Genomic DNA, 19,196 nt, shown 5'->3' with positions numbered 1-19,196 from the left:
CATGACAACATGGACCCAGGCCGACCTCATCGCGGTGAGGAAGGCGATAGCGAGCGGCGTCCGCTCCGTGACGTTCGCAGATGGGCGGAAAACCGAATATCACTCGCTCGACCAGCTGCTCGCTGCCGAGAAGGTCATCGACACTCAGCTGCAAATGCAGGCGCAGGCCGTCAGCGGTGTTCTGCGTCGGCGCACTCCTTACTTCCGTAGCGGTCTCTGATGGGGATCTTTGATCGCCTGCTCGGGCGGGCTGGCACTGACGGGACAAAGTCGCTGCCTGCGCCGCGCCAGAAAATCCGCCGTGGGCCCCGTGCAGAATATGATGGCGCGACGGTTGGGCGGCGCTCTGCGGGCTGGCGGCGAACCAAGCTGGATGCCAATGGCGAGCTATCGCCCGCGGTTCAAATTGCCCTCCGGGGCATCGCGCGCGATCTGGACCGCAACAACCCCTGGGCGCATTCTGCCGCCAACAAGATTGCTGAGCACATCGTCGGGACTGGCATCACCTTCCAGGTCTACCGCGATGGGAAGGTGGATGACGCGCTCAATCAATTGGCTCGTCGTCATTTCGACACAACTGCATGCGACGCCAGCGGGCGTCACGATCTTTACGGGCTTCAACTACAGGCTGCGCGCACCATCGTAGTGAGCGGTGGCGCGCTGCTTCGCCGCCGCTGGCGGCGGCGGGCCGATCGCCTTCCGCTGCCCATGCAGCTGCAGCTGGTTGAGCCAGATTATATCGACATGTCGAAGCATGGACCCATGCCGTCCGCACCAGGCGTAAACGGCGGCTTCTTCGTGCACGGCATTCAGTTCAGCCCGCTTGGCCGTCGCGAGGGGTACTGGCTCTATAATGGGCATCCCGGAGCGACGCGGCCGAGTGATACCGGTTCGACCTTCGTGGCTGACAGGGACGTTGCCCATGTGTTCCGCGCCGACCGGCCGGAGCAGGAGCATGGCGCAACCTGGTTCGCCCCCATTATTCTCCGCCTCAAGGACTTCGGCGACTATGAAGACGCCCAGCTCACCAGGCAGAAGATCGCTTCTGCGTTCGCTGGGTTTGTAAAGGGCGACATCGACGGGCAGTTTCCGGGCATCGGCACCGATGACGAGGGTGACCCGCAAGATCGTGAGCCGCTCGACTTCGTTGATTCCGGCACGATCCAGTACCTGCGACCCGGAGAGGAAATCACCTTCCCGAACCCGCCGTCCGTCGATGGCTACATGGATTATTCACGCGTTTCGCAGCGCGCGATCGCTGCGGGTCTTGGCGTACCGTATGAAATTCTGACTGGCGACCTGTCGCAGGTGAGCTTCATATCCGGACGGCTGGGGCGGCTCACCTTCAACCGGTCACTCGCCACTTGGCAGTGGTTGATGTTCATTCCGCAATTCTGCGCCGCGGTGGAGCGCTTCTTCCTCGATGCAGCCGAGATGGCGGGGCACGACATCAGCGGCGTGTCGATGCGCTGGACGCCGCCGAAGCAGGAGATGCTCGACCCGGCGAGCGAGGTGCCAGCTAACCGCGACGCTGTGCGGTCCGGGCAGAAGACGATGAGCCAAGTCATTCGCGAAAATGGCGACGATCCAGACACATTCTTTGACGAGCTCGCCCAAGATCTGGCGCGCCTCGACCGACTTAAGATCGTGCTCGACAGCGACCCGCGCAAAGTCACTGCCGCTGGCAACGCGGTGCAAATTCCCAACGCGGACCAGAGGAAACCCGCAAAATGACGGACATCCTGATCTACGGCATCGTGGGAGATGAGTGGGATGGCCTTGATGCCAAGACCATCTTCGGCCTGATCGCTGGCGGCGACGACGACCTCGTCGTCCGCATCAACTCACCTGGCGGATACGTTATGGAAGGCCTGGCGATCTTCAACGCACTGGTTGGTGCGAAAGCTGCCGGTCGCAAAGTTTCGGTCCACATCGATGGCCTGGCGGCGTCGATGGCATCGGTCATCGCGATGGCCGGTGACGAGATCATCATGGCGGACAACGCTTTGATGATGATCCACAATCCATGGGATGTGGCCGTTGGCGACGCGCGTGAACTCCGCGCCGCCGCTGATAAGCTCGACGTAATCCGTGATCAGCTGGTCCGCATCTATTCAGGTCAGACCGGCCTCTCAGCTGACGAGCTCGTTCCGATGCTCGACGCTGAGACCTGGCTGACGTCCGAGCAGGCCCTCGAGCAAAAATTCATCACGTCCGTGTCGGAGGCCTCAAGCGCCGCCGCCTGCGACGTCGCAGCATTCGGGTTCAAACATGTGCCCGATAGCCCGCTCATCTCCGCAATGGCGATGGCGCGCAACCCCCGGACGGCGCCCGCGCCTAAGACCAAGGAAAACACCATGAACCTTTATCAGACCCGCGCGGCGCTGGTTGCCGCGATTGCCGCTTTCCAGAAGGATGGCGGGACGCAGGAAGAGATCGACAAGATCCGCAATTCAGCGGTTGCGCTCGACGCCAAGGATGCCCTGCCCGCCACTGGCGCGCTTGCGCTGTCCGCGTCCGGCTCGAGTGTCGCCACCCCGCCCGCGACCGGGCTTAGCGCAAGCGACGTGCAGGCTGCCGTTGCGGCGGAGCGCACCCGCACCAGCGGCATCCGCGCTCTGGGCAAGAAGCACGGCATGGACGACGCCTTTATCGAAGAACTGATCGCGGGCGATACCACTCTCGACGCTGCGCGCGAGAAGATCCTCGATAAGTTGGCGGACGCAGGCGACGGCGCGAACATCGGTCACAACAGCCCGATGCGCGTGACGCAGGATGCCCGTGACAAGTTCGTTGAGGGCGCGACCAACTGGATTCTCGTCAAGGCTGGCGTTGCAAACCTGGTGGAAAAGGCCGCAGCGCTGCGCGGTGAAACCGTTAAGATCGATCCGGGCGAGTTCCGGGGCGTTCGCAACGTGGATCTGGCACGCGAAGCCCTGTCCAACATGGGTATCAATGTTGCTTCACGTGATCCCGAGGTGATCGTGCGCGAAGCTATGACTGCCCGTGGTGCAGTCATCACGCAGACGACCGGCGATTTCCCGATCCTGTTCGAAAACGCGATCCACCGCACGCTTCAGGCATCCTATGCGATAACGCCGGATACCTGGTCGCGGTTCGCAGGCACTGGGTCTGTGACGGATTTCCGTCCGCACACTCGCTACCTGCGCGGCAGCTTCGGCGCGCTGGACAACGTCAACGAGGCTGGCGAGTTCAAGAACAAGCCGATCCCGGATCTTGCCAAGGAGCAGATCAGCGCGACGACCAAGGGCAACATCATTAATCTGAGCAGGCAGGCGATCGTCAACGACGACATGCAGGTCTTCTCGGGCCTTGCCGTCGACCTTGGCCGCGCGGCGAAGCTGACCATTGAGATCGATGTTTACGCGCTGCTCAATTCCAATCCAACCATGAACGATGGCGTGGCGCTGTTCCATGCCAGCCATGGCAACCTCGCTGGCAGCGGCGCCGCTCCCTCCGTTGTGGCATTCGACGCGATTGACGTTGCAATGTCGCAGCAGAAGGATGTGAGCGGCAACGAGTTCCTCGAGATTTCGCCTTCTGTCCTGCTCGTTCCGCGCGGCCTGCGGGGTGCTGCCGTCACGATCAATGGCAGTGAATATGACCCGGACGCAGCGAACAAGCTGCAGAAACCGAACATCGTAAAGGGGCTCTTCAGCGACATCGTTGCCTCGCCACGTCTGACCGGCACCGCCTACTATGCATTCGCGGATCCGCAGGTCGCGCCCGCCATCGAAGTGGTGTTTCTGAACGGCGTAACCGAGCCCTTCACCGACAGCCAGGAAGGCTGGCGCGTGGACGGCGTCGAATGGAAGGTCCGTCACGATTACGGCGTCGGCGCCGTAAACTGGCGCTCCGCTTACAAGCAGCCTGGGGCCTGATCGCATAGCGGTCTGATCGACTGACAAGGCGGGGCTCGCGCGCCCTTCCTGTTTCCACGAAGGAGAACATCCATGAAGTTCGTGAAGCTTCGGACGTCCGCTCATGTGAACGGCGTCCTGCGGCACCCCGATGAAGGTGTGCTGCACGTCACCAATGAAGATGCCGAGCGCCTGTTCGAAAACGAAACGGCTGACGACGTCAGCGACGATTTCGACAGCGAGCAGGAAAAGGCCGCACCCAAGGACAGCATCACCAGCGAAAAGGCGGCTGCAAAGCCTTCGGCTGGCGCGAAGAAGGAGTAAGCGTCAATGGCACGCAATTTTGTTCAGCCGGGTGATACGCTCACCTTCACCGCCCCTTATGCAGTCGCAAGCGGCGCAGGCATGCTCGTCGGTGCGGTCTTTGCTGTCGCTCTTAACGCGGCCGCCAATGGCGCCCCCGTCGAAGGCAGGGTCAACGGCGTTTGGGAGCTTCCCAAGGCTACCGGCGAGAGCTGGGTCGCCTATACGACCAAGGTATACTGGGACAACACCAACAAACGTCTGACCAGTACCGCTACGAGCAACACTTATGTTGGCGTCGCAGTACAGAACCAAGCCTCTGCTGACACGGTTGGCCGGGCAAAGCTGAACGGCACGGTCGCCTAGTAACTCTCACCAGCGGCAGCGCCGAGAAACGCTGCCGCCATGGAGACCTTCATGCGCAAGATCATCCTTCATGCCGCGACCCTCGATCGGCACGGCAATTATCGCGACGCCGGATCCGAGTTGACGGTCGGTGCCGACGACAATGATGAAACCGATATCACCACGTCCAAGGCGGACGAGCTGCTCGATTGCGGCCGAGCGGTTACGCTGACTGAAGCAGCGGAGCAGGCGAAGGCCGAACCGGTCGAGCCCGCTGCCCCCGCGTCCACCCGCAAGGCCAAGGCCTGATCGATGCGCGCGGAAGAGGCGGGCGCGCTTGCCGCTGTCCGCGCGCTCTATGAAGAGCCCGTCGCCTATACAGGCGCGGGCCTGGCTGGTGATATAATCGGCGCGATACCGTCGGAAGATCGCGCCCCGGCATTCCAAGGCGCGGGTTCGACCCTCCGCACACTCAGTTTCGAAATCGCCTACGCCACGCTGCCCTCTCGTCCTCGCAAAGGCGACGAGATCACATGGAAGGGCAAGGCCTATTCCGTCGACGACATCACCGAACGCGATGACATCGAGGCATGGGAACTCGGAGTGCAGCTATGACTGTGCGAGAGACCATCTTCGCCGAAATTGAGCGGCGGCTCAACGACATCGCGGGCATTCAACTAGTCGAGCGCATGCCGAGCGGAGACCCCGACGCTTTCCCGTGCCTGTCCATCTTCGATGGCAATCAGGAAGTGGTCGAAGAAGGTTCCGCCCATACTCGCCACAGCCTGACGGTGATGCTCGAGGGCTTTGTTGAAGGCGCGAGTGGTGCAAATGTCCATGCCGCGTTGAGCGCTCTTTACGCTGATGCTGTGGTTGCACTTATCACAGAGCCGCCGTTGGGCGGCCTCGCCGAAACGATTTCTGAGGCTGGCATGCGCGTCAGCGTCGCGGAGCTCGCGAGCAAACGCCGCTTGGGCTTCGGCCTCGACATCCAAATCGAATTTTCAACCCAACGCGGAAACCCGGCGATGCCGGCCTGACACTTAGAGGAGCTTTATCATGCCCGATCCGGTAATCCGGCCGCGCAACGGCATTCTGCTGATTGCGCTACAGTCTGCGGAGGGCTCGCCCGCCACGCCGTCGGCCGCCACCGACGCCGTTCCGTTCGAAGATGGAAGTGTAAGCTTCAATTCGCCCTACCAGACTGAGCAGTCGAACGAGGCGAGCGGATCTCTTGTTTCCGCTGCCCCGCTCGTCGTTGGTCAGCCTGCTACGATCAGCTTCCGTAGCCGCCTGAAGGGCGCGGGTGCCGGCGCCACCTATTCCGTGTCGGTCAAGCCGCCGCTTCACGCCGCACTCCAGGCGGCTGGCATGCGCGGCCAGTTCACCGCAGCAGTCTCCGCCGCCGCGCTTACGGCGGGCACGACGAACAGCGGCACCCTCGGCACGGGCTTTGCGACCACCGCCCAGCAATATCGCGGTATGCCGCTGATCCTGTCTGGTGGACCTGGTGCAGGCCGGATGCCGCTCATCACCGACTATTCTGCCGCAAAGGTGGCGCTGCTAAGCGACCTCTACGGTACCGCGCTCAGCACCTCGACGCTGGCCGCTCTACCCGCCAACTGGTCCTATGCTGGAACGTCGCCTGCCGACAATTCCGCCCGCGCGACAGACCATCCTGCCGCGACCATCTACTGGTATGAAGACGGCAACCTTTACCAGTGGGTTGATTGTCGCGCGACAGTCGATTTCGACGGCAACTCGGCACGCCCGGGCATGGCCGCATTCTCCTTCACTGGCGTGTTCATGGGCCGTTCGGCGGCAGCAGTTCCGGCAGCGACGATCGCCAACCATTCCGCTCCTCTGCTGGTGCAAGGCGCAGGCCTCCCTCCCGCCATGCAGGTCAATCGCCGCGGGCTCGCCATCAGCCGGTGGTCTCTGACCACTGGCGGCAACATCGAAAGCCCTGAAGATCCCAACACCAGCTTCGGCTATGCTGCCGGTCAGATTGGAGGGCGGACACCGGTGTTCGAAGCGGACCCGCTGGCAACGCTCGTCAGCACCCGGGATGTGCTCGCTGAGATTGCCGCTTTCAATCAGTATCCGATCGCGCTGCAGTTCGGATCGACAGCCGGCAACCGTGTTTCCTTGCTTGTGCCGGTGGCGCAGCCGATCGAAGCATCGCCCACCGACCGTGGTTCATTCCGTGCGGAAACCACGCGTTGGCAAGGCACCAGCCCCGGCAAGGACGCTTATGGTCGCGACGGTGACCGCATCATCACCTTCTCCTGAGGCGTCCATGATCCCGACAGATACGATAACAGGGCATCCCTATGTGCCCAGCTGGCGCAAGAACGAAGATAAAGCTCCGCGCTACTTCTTCCGTGCCGCCAGCGTAATCGAGCGCGCCCAGATGGAGGCTGAACTTTCTGGTCAGCATGCCGCTGGGCGTGTTTACCCGTTCGAGGTGATTGCTGCCTTCCGTAATGGCCTTCTCGCCCTTCTCAGCGACGAGCCGGGCATCGACACGCTGCTGGAGCTGGTCGAGACCGAGGCGAAGGGTGAGACGCTTGCGGATGAGGACCGTCAGGCTCTGATCCAGGCTCGATCAGTGCTTGCACAGCATTGGCCTGAATATCGCGAACTGATCGCGCAGCAGGAGCGACGCAAGGAGATCGCGCCCATTGTGGTGTTCAGGCGCTTTTGCACCGGCTGGGAAAACGTCGACGCTCCATGGTCTCTCGGTAAGGATCGACAGATCCCGGAAGCTGTGCTCGCGCAGATCGACCCCATGGAAATGATGGGTGCCGGAAATTTCGGCTACGGCTTGCTCTACGGCGCCACCGATGACCGGACTTTTCAGCAGCCCTCGCAGTCCGACGCCGACCCCTCGACTTCGTCGAGCGACATGTCGAGGGCGGATGGGACATCGACGGCGAACGATGGCCAGAAAACCCCAGACTCAAAATCGAAGCGGAAGTCTTCGCAGCGGTCGACCTCTGGTTCCTGACGCAGCGCTATGCCGGGCCGTTCGGCGGGGCCACCCTGCCCTGCGCTGGAGCACCTGGCGACCAACCCGCGGCTCTGATGGACGCTTTTTCTTCGCTGGAGAGGCTAACCCAGGACAAAAGTGATGGGTAAGAACGGGTTCTCCATTGACGTCGCATCCCTCCGCTCCGCTCGCGAGCAGACGATGCGGCGGGTTTTGGCGGCTGGCGCGGATGCTGTTCGATCAACAACGCGCGAGCTGGAGCAGGATCTGGAGACGCTGGTCCGCAGTGCCGTGCCCGGCAACCTGTGGCGGGCACTCAAGTCCGACGCCTTCCCGCGCACCGGTATCGCCCGCAATCCTGCTGGCACGGTCTACATCAATGGCGGCACTCGCACGAAGGGAGCATTTTCCTTCTTCACCACACCTGGCCGCGTCGTAGGCCGCGACGGCTTCTATTTGGCTATACCCACCGCCGCGGCTGGCTCTCGCGGCAGGAACCGAAACCTTAGTCCCGGCGAGTGGGAGCGCCGAACCGGCATCCGGCTGCGTTTCGTGTATCGCCCCGGACGCGCTTCGCTACTTGTGGCTGATGAGGGGACGCTAAATGGCCGTACCGGCACCTTCCGGCCAATCACGCGCAAGAGAACCCAGGCGGATGAGCGGCGAGGGTTTACAAGGGGTGCTACGACGACGCCGATTTTTGTGCTGATCCCTTCAGTGGCGTATGCGAACCGGGTGGCGATGCAACCGGTGATCGATGCAGCTGGAGCCAAATTGAGCGGCGAGGTAGCGAAGCGTCTGTCGCTCTGATAGGTCACCCCTCTCATGGGAGGGAAAGATGATCGCTATTTTCTTGGCTGCTTCGATAGCGCAGGTAGGCACCTTCACGGTCGGAGAGACTAAGGATGAAATGACCGATGCGCTGCAGGCGGGCGCGTTCATCGAAAATGACCAAGGCAGATTGTCCATCTTTTGCAACAAGGAGGATGGCAAGAATGTGAGGGTGATGATCGATCCAATAGAACGGATCGAAGGGCCGGGAACGATCTTTACCACCTTGTTGTATTTGAGGTTCGACGACGGCAAGCCAGAAATTGAGACTTGGAACGACGACGCGGACTTCATGTTTATTCGCCAGAAAAAGCCGGTATATAAATTCGCATCCAAGTTGAGCAAGGCCAGCCGGCTGCGTGTTCGAATTAGTGGTGTCGGGAAGGACATCGATCTAGATTTTCCGATTATTCAGGCGCGCGAAGCTCTGACTTACGTCTCCAAAAAGTGTGATGACCCTGGACTTCTGCGCGCACTACAGGGTTCACCCGGATAATCGCAAAACTCACCTAACAGATTGCATGTAACTACCAAGGCTGCCGACTTCGGCGGCCTTTTTGCTGCGAGGTTTTTATGGCCAGTCGTACTTCAGACATAGTCGCGCGCCTCGCTCTTAATGCAGAATCGTTCTCGGCGGAAAATGCTCGCGCGTTTGGTGAGATGGAACAGCGTGCGGCTAATTCTGCGGCACGCCTCAAATCGTCCTTCGACAGCAGCTTCAACGAAATTCAGAACATGGCGAAGCGCGCTCTGACGCTTCCACGAACCGACACGGGCGCACTCAATCTTGATCCATCCGCTGCTCGTGCTGCCGCCTCCGCCGCGCAGAATGAAGCGCAGGCTCTGCGCGAGATCGCGACCGCGGCTCGCAGCGCTGCAGCGGCCACTGGAGATACCACTCAGGAGACCCGGCTGTATCTACAGGCTGCCAGCGCGGCCGCCGTTGAAGCCGAGCAGAATGCCCGATCTCTGTCGCAGCAGGCCACCGCCCTTGATCGACTGCAGGCTGAGCTGAACCAGACCAGCAGTGCGACGCGCGCACTGAACCAGAACCAGTCGAGAATGGACGCCGCTGCTCGCAACAATCAGCTCGCTATGCGTAACCTCGGCTTTCAGGTCTCTGACGTGGGCGCCTCCCTGGCGTCAGGCAGCAGCTTGTTTGTCGTGTTCGGGCAGCAGATTGGACAGGTCGGCGGCGCACTTTCCGACATGACGGGCAAAGCTGGCGCGCTCGGTCGGTTCCTCACCAACCCTTGGGTCGCGGCACTCACGACGGCGGCAATCGTCGTCGGCGTTTTCTATGACAAGATGAACGAGGGCAACAAAGCCTTCGAGGCTGCCCAGCTGGGCGCCGACGGCCTGTCGCAGGCGCAGAGCGTGCTCGGCAACATGTTCGACCTGACGTCGGGAAAGCTTGAGAAGCAGAACGCACTGCTCATTCTCAACGCCAGGCTTACAGCGGCCAACCTGCGTGCGGAGGCGATCGCCGACCGGGCCAAGGGTGACATGGTCATTTCGGGATCGGGCAGCGTCGACTGGCTGACGAAGGCGAGGGGTGTGGCGGGGTCAATTCTTCCCGGCGCGATCGGCAGCTGGGCAGCTGGCTCGTCCAACTATTATGGGGCGCTTGATCGCGGGAAAGAAGCTCAACGCTATTTTCAAGCTGTTCGGGATGCCAAGACGGACGCGGAGAAGCGGGCTGCAGGTGAGCGTGCGATCGCCTTCAGCGAGCGAACTGATTTTACCGGCCTTTCGATCGATAGAAAGCAGTTTCAAGAAGGCGTCACGGGCGTCGTTGCTGGCGAGGCAAAGGAGGCTGTCGCCAAGCTGATTGATGAAAGCCTGGACGACAAGAAGCTTGCAGCTGATCTGCGACGCGAGGGGCGCGCCCGTAAGCCGCGGGACAATAGCAAGGCCGTTGCGGCTCTTGGTGAGTACGGCCGCGATGCTGCCGACCGTATTGCTGATATCACATCGCGGTTCGGCGCTGATCCGTCCCGGATGCAGCAGGCGGAGAAGGCCGTCCGTGATCTTGACGACATCATTGACGACCTCAGTCGCCGCAAGCCCCCCAACTTCGAAGAGACCATAAAATCGGCTGAGCAGGCGAAGATTGTCGTTCAGCAATCCCTTGATCGCCCCTTCCGAGACCTGGTTGACCGTGCCCGTGAGCGTGAGCAGGTCGACGCGCTCATCATTCAGGGGCGCTACGCTGAGGCAGACGCCCTGCAGCAGGTGCTAGCGCTCGAGCGCCAGATGGGCCCGCTGAATGAGCAGCAGCTGGCGAAAGTGCTGGAAATCGCAAAGGCAGACGAACAGCGAGCGCGGGCGCTGGAGGATCAGCGGCGTCAGGTTGGCCTTTATGTCCAAGCGATCGGTGACGTTCAGAACGCCACCGAGAAACTTCTGAGTGGTGGCAGCATCGCTGACTTCGGCAAGAACCTTCTGGGCAGTTTCAAGTCCCTGCAGGCGCGGATTATTTCGGAAGGCATCTTCGGCGGCCTCGACCGGGAGATCGAAGACAGGATTACCGGCCGCACTGACGTGAGAGAGGGTAACGCCTTCCTCGCGCAACAGTCCCGTTCCACAGGTGATGAGATCAAGCTGCTCGGCCAGGCTGTTGCTGCAGCCCGTGGCGAGATTGCTGGCGGCAACATCGTCTCCGGGGGATCAGCTTCGCTCCAAGGCGGAATGAAGGCGCTGTTTGATAGCGACGACTTCCTTGCTGAGTTGCGGGCGGAACAGTCGGAGGCGACTGGCGAACCCGTCAATGGAGACGAGGAGATCATCGTCACCGCGCGCAAGCAGACGGAAGCTGCAAACGACAACACCAAAGCGCTGATGAGTTCGACTGAGACCTTCAACATGATCGGCTCGTCGATCGTGTCCCGGCTAAAGTCGTTCGGCATCGACATCCCGGATGCCATCGGAAAGAAGTTCGGTGACGTGCTGCAAGGTGCTTCCCTCGGCATGGTCGGCGGATCTCTTGCCGCTAGCGTGATGGGCGGCAAGCAGAACTCGCTGCTGTCGGGGGTCGGCGGCGTGCTGGGCAAGGAATTGCTGGGCGGCGCGCTCAGCAAGGGTCTCGGCTCGCTCGCCAGCGGGGCGCTGGGCAAGACGCTCGGCGCGTTGGGTGGCCCATTGGGCGGCATCATCGGCGGGGCGCTCGGTGGTATCGTCGGTGGCCTGTTCAAGCCTGCGCCAAAATACGGCACGGCCAGGCTGCAGATGAACCAGTATGGAGAATTGGAAGGCGGCTCTGCCTCCGGCAACGATGGCGCGTCCAAGCGCGCCGCCTCTGGCCTCGCCAGCAGCGTTGCCGATGGCCTCATGGGCATCGCTGACCAGTTGGGCGCGAAGATTACCAATGTCCCGACCAACATCGTGCTCGGCACCTTCGACGGCAAGTACCGCGTCAACACCGAAGGGCGCGGCGGCAAGATGGACTTCAAGGGCAACAGCGCCAAGGGGCTCCACAACTTCGGTGATGATCAGCAGGCAGCGATCGAGTTCGCCATTCAGAAGTCGATCGAGGGCTCGGTTATCACCGGCATCAGCAAGGCGACCGAAAATATCCTGAAGTCGGGGCAGGATCTCGATCGCGCCATGCAGAAAGCGCTAATGATCGAGAATATCCCCAAGGAACTGCAGCGCCGCCTGGATCCTGTCGGTTACGCGATCGACGAAGTGAACCGGAAATGGGAGCGCACGGTGGATGCCTTGCGCGAGGGTGGTGCCACCGCCGAGCAGATGGCCGATGCGCAGAAGCTCTACAACATGGAAATGGCGGAGGCGAAGGAGAACGCAGGCGAAGCGTCGCAGAGCCTGAAGGACTTCATCAAGTCGATGAATATGGGCTCTTCTTCACCCCTGTCGCTTCGGGATCAGGAGGAAAACGCTCGCAAGGTGCTGGATCCGTATCTGGGCCAAATCGCGCGTGGCGAGACGATCGACCAGGACAAGTACCTGTCGGCCGCGCAAACGTTCCTGGATATCGAGCGGCAGCTCTATGGATCGACCGCAAAATATTTCGAAGCGTTCGACATGATCCAAGGGGCGACCGGCAGCGCCATTTCAAAGATCGACAATGCTGCGCCGATCCGCACCACGTCCGACCCCTTCAACGAAACGACGGCGAAGGCAAGTCAGGCCACAGCCGCGAACACCGCCAACACGAACACGCTGCTCGAAAAGAACAACGCGCTGATGGAGCAGGTTCTGAAGAAGCTGGAAGCGAACGCAAGCGCTTTCACGTCGGCAGACGCAAGGTTCGTGAATGGTCGCTGGGTTGCATCGAGCTAGGGAAGAGTCATGACTGCATTGCCTGCTGACATAGCGTTGGCGATCCGGCCAGCGGCGATCGCCGATGCCAGCGACGCGGCGACCAAGGCCCGCTTCGCTGGCGCCCGTGACAATCTCGACAGCCCGTCGCAGGGCTTCTTCGACAGTACAGCGGATGCCCTCGACGTGCTCACGACGCGCTTCTCTCTGCTGGGAGCAGTGCGGAGGCGCTTTGCCGTCGAGGTGCAGGATGCCCTGTTGATCAACATCGAGCAGGGCGTCCCGAATTTTCGCCTCGTAGACGATGAGCAGTTCGTCGACGGCGCGACGCTCTGCGCACGTATCGAGGTCGACCTGGAAAATGAAACGACCAGCATGGTGCTATTCGGATGAGCAATGCGATTATTGTCAAACCACTGCCATGGGCGAGCATCTCGGCCAGCTCTACCGCAGCGGGGTATGACCCGGCGTACACGGGCAACGATCATATGGGCGTCGTTTGGAAGACGGAAGCGGGAGCCGCCACGCGCACCATCACGGTCGACATGGGCGCTGATGTCCGGATTGATGCCGCGCTGCTGCTGGGATGCACCGGGGCGAGCGCTGCCTGGACGCTGAAGGTTCAGGCAGCAACGGCAGCTCAAGGGTCAAGCTTCAGTCAGCTTTCTTATGACAGCGGCGACGCTCCGTTTTTGGCGGGAAGTGTCGCGCCCACATCAAATCGGGGGCGCGCTTTGTGGCTGCCCTCTTCTCCCGCCGCTATTCCGTCCGCCCGTTACTGGCGTTTTGTCATCAGCGGTCTAGGCGCTGCGGCCGTCACAGTGGGAAGATTGATCCTGGGCCGCAGGATCCAGCTCGCGCGCAATTTCCAGTTTGGGGCGGCATTCGGCGTTCGTGATCTCAGTACCCTCGACTTTTCCCAATATGGGGTGCTTCTGCGCAGGCGCGGCGTGAAGCTGCGCACGGTCGGCATCTCCTTTGGGCATACTCGACGTGACGAGGTCGAGGCGAAAGTGCAGCCGCTGATCGAGGAAGTCGGGAATAGCGAGCCGATCGCCTTGATCACGGATCCTGACGCCCATGAGCAGCGACAGAACCGCATCTATTTCGGCCCGCTGGTCGGTGACTTGAGCACAATCTGGAACAAGCCGGATGGCTTTGAATGGCGCGCTAGTCTGGTGAGTCTCAACGCATGATCGGCTATTTTTGCCAGATTGATGCCTCGATCGGGGGCGTCGCGACAACCGTGCGCCTCGCTAGCCATGATGATGAGCGCCTGTGCCACCTGGGCGGCTTCACCTGGTGGCCCGCAATCGCGAGCCTTCCGCAGCTGCGCTATGAGCTCTTCGATGGGGAGTTCTCAGGCCAGCTGTCTTCCCCGACCGGCTCGCTGGCCGTGCAGATGGATGCCATTCCGGTCCTGCCCGCGCTCGCGCTGCATGGAGCGAAGTTCAAGATGTGGCGCGGCGAGATTGGCGCTGCCAGCAACGCTTATGTGCCGATCTTCGACGGCCTCATTCGCGCGCAGCCCGCCATCGACAATGGCGTCGCCTCCATCGACATCGGCGTGGACGACAAGTGGCTGGATGAGCCCTTCCTCGCCACTTACGCGGGCACGGGCGGTGCGGAAGGCAGCATAGATCTGAAGGGTGCTGTAAAGCCCCGGCTGTTCGGCGCTCCGCGCTTCGTTGAGGCCGTGCTGGTCGATCCGGTCGACACTATCTTCCAGTTGCATGACGGGTCGATGCAGGGTGTCGAACTGGCTTTTGACCAGCTGTCGCGCTTCGCCGCAGCAAAGGCGAATGTTGCGACGTTCGCGCAGCTGAAGGCGCTGAGCCTGTCGGCCGGTGAGTGGGCGACGTGCTTGGCGCAGGGCTTCGTTCGCCTCGGCGCGCCCCCAGCGGGGCAGGTCGTCTTCCACGCCCAAGGCGACAATGTTGCGGGCTGGGTTCGCCGCACCGGCGCGATCGTCACGCGCATCGCACAGATGATGGGCGCAGGCGGCAAGATCGCTACCACAACGCTGAGCGCGATCGACGCGGCCATTCAGCGTAACGTGTCGGTCGCGGTAACGAGCCAGACGACGCCGCGCGAACTGATCCAGAGGATGGCGGCGGCGATAAACTGCACGGCCGTGGTCAGCTGGCTCGGCAAGTTGGTGATCGTGCCGGTTGGCCTTGGCACGCCGACCGTGGACCTGGTGTCGGATGGGTCGGCGCTGCCGCCCGTGCGCAGCGTTCGCCAGCTGGCGGCCGATCCGCCCTTCTGGCGCATGGCGATGACGGCGGCAGTGACCAACCGCGTCCACAGCTTCAGCGAGATCGCCTTCACGGGCACGCTGACCCCGACCGGCGACTATGATCCGACGCGGGTCTATCGCGAGGGCGACATCGTGACGCTGCTGGACAAATCCAGCTGGCTGTTCATCGATCCGACGCCGACCGCGAACAGCTATCCGTCGGACAGCAATACCGACTGGCAGAAGCTGGACTCCGCTATCAGCGCCACGAACATCACATATGCCGACGGCGCGACGATCCAGAGCCTGCGCCCGGGCGAAGCTGGCGCGAACCAGACTGAGACGCGGGTTGCCTCTGCCATTGCGGGGCAAGGCGGCCTTGCCACGCGCGGTGATGTCTATTTCGGGTCGGGCTACATCCTGGAGGGCGCAGGGGGCGCGCAGGCGACGTTGAACGCCTTCAAGACGGCGCTGGGCACCGCCAGTGGCATCGTTGGGCAAGGTCCTTTCGCGACACTGGCGCAGCTGGTGTTCGGCTCACCGCTGCTGTCAGGCTTTGGCAGCCTGGCGGGTCTCAACAGCATCTTCTTCGGGTCACCCAACCTGCTGGAGAGCAGCGGTGGCTCGCAGGCGACGCTGGCGAACTTCAAGACGTCTTCAGGAATTGCAAGCGGCATCGCGGGACAAGGCGCCCTCGCGACCAAGAACAACGTCGCATGGACAACGGAGCTTACGGGAACTCCCGCGAACATCGCGGCGCTCACTGGCGCGGAGAATATCAAGAATACCGACATCACCATTACATCGCAGGGCACACTGGCCGGTGTGGGCACGGCGGGCGTCCAGGTCGCGAACGTGCAGGCAGCGTTTGCGGCCCGGCGCGCATGGGATTTCGGGAACGGTACAACCCAAGGCGTGCTCGCTAACAACGCAACCCTGTCGGTCAATTCCTACGGGGTGATGACCGTCACGCCAACCACCGCCGATCCTTATATTCGCCTTCCACTTAACCTGCCGGGTAAGTCGGTCAGCGTCGTTAGGGCGCGGGTGCGGTTGGTCTCCGGGGCGGCGGGAACGTGGGATGGCACGGGCTATTACACGACATCAGGGCATGGGCACAGCGGCAGCTATCGCAAAGTGCACCAGAATCCAGGGTTGGTGGCGGGCCAATGGGTTGTCCTCGAATGGGATATGAGCGCGCTGACGGCGGGCGGAACGGATTATCTCGATAATAATATCATCGAGTTCCGCTTTGACGTTGAGCAGTCGACTAACGTCTACGAAATCGACTGGATTGCTGTCGGGCAATATGCGGTCGACCCGGTAGCAGTGCGGGGCATAACCGACAATGCTGACCAGACCAGCGGGAACACTGCTGCTGCGATCACCGGTCAAGGATCGCTCGCGACGCTGAGCAGTCTTGCCTACGGGTCGTCATTCCTTACCGGTTTCGGCGGCCTTGCGGGCCTGACCAGCATCTTCTTTGGGTCACCGAACCTGCTGGAATCCAGCGGCGGCGCGCAAGCTACCCTAGCGAATTTCAAGACGTCCAGCGGCACGGCGGCGGGTATTGCGGGCCAAGGGTGGGGTGCGACGGCTTCTGCTGCACAAGCATCGAATGCTGAAGTCGCACTGGGAAGCAACCAGACCGTCAACAGTAGGTTTGCGCGGGGCTCCTATGGTTGGCACTTCGGGAACATCCAGGGTGGGACCCAAGGCTTCACCAAGGTTAGCGGTGTCAACTTTGGCTCCTATTTCGGCCTCCGCGATGTTGCCTACACAAGGGTAAATAACGGAACGACGCCATGGAGCGCGAGCTCCTATGTGGACCACTCGCCGCTCGGAAAGTGGGGTGCCAATCTCCCCGCCTTGAACAAAGACTATTATATGCCGGTGAAGGCTGGTGACCGGATCTTTGTATCCGCTCTGGTCGGCCGTCATCGCTGCGACAGCCAAGTCTTTGCCATTCTTCTCAATAATGATGGAACCCTCGCACATGCGCCCGCCTTCAACGGCGGTCGGGATGGCGGCGGCTTAAATGGTGATCCTAACACCTTCGACCGCATTGGCGGTTTCTACAACATCCCCCAAAATTCCACTGCCACCTATGCCTGTGTGATGGTTCGCATGAAGGGTGATGGGGTCAGCACGGGCGGGGACGCTTTCATATTCTTTACCGAAACCTTCCTGACCAAAGTTCCTGCTGGGCAGGTAGCATGGCCCGAATATACCGATGGGCCAGCAGACAAGCTGGCCGACCAGACGAGCGGAAACACGGCCGCCGCGATCGCCGGGCAGGGCGCGCTCGCAACAAAGAGTTCGGTCGCATATGGGAGCGAAATCGCTGGGCTGCCTGTCTCGCTCCAGCCAAGCAATCTGTTCAACGGCAATGAGATCAACTTCGCCTACATCTCCCAGCCTGGAGTTGCAAAGCTGTCCGACCGGTGGCCGCAAGAAGGTGGGGCCAATAAGACCGAAACGCGAACGGCCGCAGCAATCAGCGGCCAGGGCTGGGGCGCTACCGCATCTGCCGCTCAAGCGGAGAACGCCCAAGTGCGTTTGGGTAAGAATAGCGTGGTTAACAGCCGCTTCATGCGCGGGACGCACATGTGGCGACGGCCGACGCAGACAGAGGGGGCTGGGAACATCCCTGTTGAGGGGGGCGTAAACCTCGCAGGCTGGTATGGTGATCGCGACGTCGCTTGGATGCGCGTTCAAACCACCAGTGCGGTTAGCAGCGGATATTATGCCGATTATGTGCCGAGAGGCCGATGGAGTGGAGAGAACAATCTTTCGCCCGTAAATTACATGCCTGTGAAGGTTAGCGACCGCATTTTCTTCTCTGCCTTGATTGGTCGTCACCGCTGCGATGTTCAACTGTATTGCCTCGTCTTCAACCGCAACGGCGATCTTGTCCAAGGGCCAAGCACCTGGGGCGGACGTTCTGGCGGGGGAGCCAACGGATCAGCGTCCAACTTCGATCGCGTGGGTGCATTCGCGGATATCGTGGCGGGTGACGCAGCATATGCCTGCATAATGATCCGCCTGCAGGGCAACGGCGGCGCTGAACCTTACGTGTTCTTCACAGAGACCATGCTCTGCCAGGTCGCGCCCGGTCAAACGGCTTGGCCCGATTATAATGACGGCCCGATGGACAACCTGTCGGACCAAACCGGCTCCAACACTGCCGCTGCGATCTCCGGCCAAGGCGCGTTCGCCACTGCGCCGCAGATCGGCAGCTGGAACGTCGGAAGCTACTTCAATTTCAGCGCCTTCAAGCTGGATTACTCCATCACGAGGGCTGACGGCACAACCGTCGTTACCGAGAATATGTCGCTGACGGCCTTGGGGATCGCAGCCGGCTTCAGCGGCCAAGGCGCGCTTGCGACATTGGGCAGCGTCGGCACCAGTCGCATCGATCCTTCGTCCGTCGTTGTTCCCTACAATCAGACGGCCGGTGATATGACGGTTGGGGCCGGTTCAACGATAATCGAGATGCCAGGCTTCTTCACGGTCGGTGATGGCTCGGGTGGCACCGCCATCATCGATTTCACTTGTTCGGTTCGCAGCTTGGTCGACGACCGCCAAGTGATGTTCAACCTGCTGGTGGACACAGGCTCCGGGTATCAGGGCGTCGCGGACACCTATGTCGGTACACGTTCGGATAGCGGGGTGGGCACCGACTTCAAGCTCACCGCGCAGCTGAAGAAGGGGATCAATGCTTCGCAAGTTAGATGCGCCGTCAATTGCCAAGTGCAAGGCTACAACACCGGAGGTGACGGCAATACCGCGAGCGGCACCTGTGTGGTTCGCCAACCCACTTTGGTTATCACCGGAGGAAAGCGGTGAGCAAGTTTGCCTATTTCAATGAATATGGCGACTGCCTCCATGTGATCGAGGCAGCCGAGCTTCCTCCTGGGGGCGTTGCGGTGCCGGATGACACTATACCCAGCAACATATGGCTCAATCCAGAGACGGGCGAGATATTGCCGCGTGAAGATTGCCCACCTCTGTTTGCTGATAGCTATGATGTTGGAGACGAGATCGACTTCTCGGTTCCGGCCGGAGCGGTTGCTCTCGTCAATGGCGAAAAGGTCAAAGGCGTCCGCGTGTTCGACACACCACAGAAGGTCGCCGTTCATATCGTCGGACGCTATCATCTGATCAAGGTCATCAAGATCGTGAGCTACGTCGAGCAGCGGGCTCAAGCCTATCCCTCAATCGCAGACCAGCTCGACAAGCTTTATCACGAAGGGATCGACGCCTGGCGGGCGGAGATCGCCGCAGTGAAGGCGCAGTTTCCCAAAGTCTAACATCGAAGGAG

At 61.3% G+C, this 19,196-nt stretch carries 17 protein-coding genes; all 17 read left to right on the top strand.

Going from position 1 to position 19,196, the window contains the following annotated elements:
• Position 1: 1 nt before the first annotated feature.
• The 17 genes from MU848_RS07680 (at position 2) to MU848_RS07600 (ending at position 19,185) form a co-directional block, all read left to right on the top strand.
• The gene (locus tag MU848_RS07680) at positions 2-220 is read left to right on the top strand and encodes a phage head-tail joining protein (protein WP_247231077.1); all 219 of its coding nucleotides are present in this window, start codon (positions 2-4) and stop codon (positions 218-220) included.
• Positions 220-1,734 carry a phage portal protein gene (locus MU848_RS07675; protein WP_247231076.1) on the top strand — a complete coding sequence of 505 codons (1,515 nt, stop codon included), beginning with the start codon at positions 220-222 and terminating at the stop codon, positions 1,732-1,734. The genes MU848_RS07680 and MU848_RS07675 overlap by 1 nt, the downstream gene beginning before the upstream one ends.
• The gene (locus MU848_RS07670) at positions 1,731-3,902 is read left to right on the top strand and encodes a ClpP-like prohead protease/major capsid protein fusion protein (protein WP_247231075.1); all 2,172 of its coding nucleotides are present in this window, start codon (positions 1,731-1,733) and stop codon (positions 3,900-3,902) included. Before MU848_RS07675 ends, MU848_RS07670 begins: the two co-directional genes overlap by 4 nt.
• Positions 3,903-3,974: 72 nt before the next feature.
• Positions 3,975-4,205 (top strand): hypothetical protein, encoded by a 231-nt coding sequence (locus MU848_RS07665; RefSeq protein ID WP_247231074.1) that lies wholly within the window; start codon positions 3,975-3,977, stop codon positions 4,203-4,205.
• 6 nt (positions 4,206-4,211) lie between these two features.
• The gene (locus MU848_RS07660) at positions 4,212-4,550 is read left to right on the top strand and encodes a DUF2190 family protein (RefSeq protein WP_247231073.1); all 339 of its coding nucleotides are present in this window, start codon (positions 4,212-4,214) and stop codon (positions 4,548-4,550) included.
• 51 nt (positions 4,551-4,601) lie between these two features.
• Entirely contained in the window at positions 4,602-4,838 is a 237-nt protein-coding gene (locus MU848_RS07655; protein ID WP_247231072.1) for a hypothetical protein, read from the top strand.
• Positions 4,839-4,841: 3 nt separating this feature from the next.
• Positions 4,842-5,144, top strand: coding sequence for a hypothetical protein (locus MU848_RS07650; protein ID WP_247231071.1), 303 nt, complete (start codon positions 4,842-4,844; stop codon positions 5,142-5,144).
• A gap of 2 nt (positions 5,145-5,146) precedes the next feature.
• On the top strand, positions 5,147-5,569 hold the full coding sequence (locus MU848_RS07645) for a hypothetical protein (protein ID WP_247231070.1): 423 nt from the start codon (positions 5,147-5,149) through the stop codon (positions 5,567-5,569).
• A gap of 19 nt (positions 5,570-5,588) precedes the next feature.
• Positions 5,589-6,821: a hypothetical protein gene (locus MU848_RS07640; RefSeq protein WP_247231069.1), complete on the top strand. Its 1,233-nt coding sequence runs from the start codon at positions 5,589-5,591 to the stop codon at positions 6,819-6,821.
• Positions 6,822-6,828: 7 nt separating this feature from the next.
• On the top strand, positions 6,829-7,539 hold the full coding sequence (locus MU848_RS07635) for a hypothetical protein (protein ID WP_247231068.1): 711 nt from the start codon (positions 6,829-6,831) through the stop codon (positions 7,537-7,539).
• A gap of 123 nt (positions 7,540-7,662) precedes the next feature.
• A complete protein-coding gene (locus tag MU848_RS07630) occupies positions 7,663-8,331 on the top strand; it encodes a DUF6441 family protein (RefSeq protein ID WP_247231067.1) in 669 nt (222 codons plus the stop codon).
• A gap of 28 nt (positions 8,332-8,359) precedes the next feature.
• On the top strand, positions 8,360-8,848 hold the full coding sequence (locus MU848_RS07625; protein ID WP_247231066.1) for a hypothetical protein: 489 nt from the start codon (positions 8,360-8,362) through the stop codon (positions 8,846-8,848).
• 164 nt (positions 8,849-9,012) lie between these two features.
• The gene (locus tag MU848_RS07620) at positions 9,013-12,654 is read left to right on the top strand and encodes a phage tail length tape measure family protein (RefSeq protein ID WP_247231065.1); all 3,642 of its coding nucleotides are present in this window, start codon (positions 9,013-9,015) and stop codon (positions 12,652-12,654) included.
• Between the two features lie 9 nt (positions 12,655-12,663).
• Positions 12,664-13,026 (top strand): hypothetical protein, encoded by a 363-nt coding sequence (locus tag MU848_RS07615; protein WP_247231064.1) that lies wholly within the window; start codon positions 12,664-12,666, stop codon positions 13,024-13,026.
• Complete coding sequence (locus tag MU848_RS07610) at positions 13,023-13,829, top strand: hypothetical protein (protein WP_247231063.1); 807 nt, start codon at positions 13,023-13,025, stop codon at positions 13,827-13,829. The genes MU848_RS07615 and MU848_RS07610 overlap by 4 nt, the downstream gene beginning before the upstream one ends.
• The gene (locus MU848_RS07605; protein ID WP_247231062.1) at positions 13,826-18,721 is read left to right on the top strand and encodes a hypothetical protein; all 4,896 of its coding nucleotides are present in this window, start codon (positions 13,826-13,828) and stop codon (positions 18,719-18,721) included. The genes MU848_RS07610 and MU848_RS07605 overlap by 4 nt, the downstream gene beginning before the upstream one ends.
• On the top strand, positions 18,718-19,185 hold the full coding sequence (locus MU848_RS07600) for a hypothetical protein (protein WP_247231061.1): 468 nt from the start codon (positions 18,718-18,720) through the stop codon (positions 19,183-19,185). Before MU848_RS07605 ends, MU848_RS07600 begins: the two co-directional genes overlap by 4 nt.
• Positions 19,186-19,196 lie beyond the last annotated feature (11 nt).

The organism is Sphingobium agri (assembly GCF_023051225.1).
In the GTDB taxonomy this organism is placed as follows: domain Bacteria; phylum Pseudomonadota; class Alphaproteobacteria; order Sphingomonadales; family Sphingomonadaceae; genus Sphingobium; species Sphingobium agri.
Note: the sequence above shows the minus strand (reverse complement) of the source record. Positions and strands in the feature narration are given on the sequence as shown.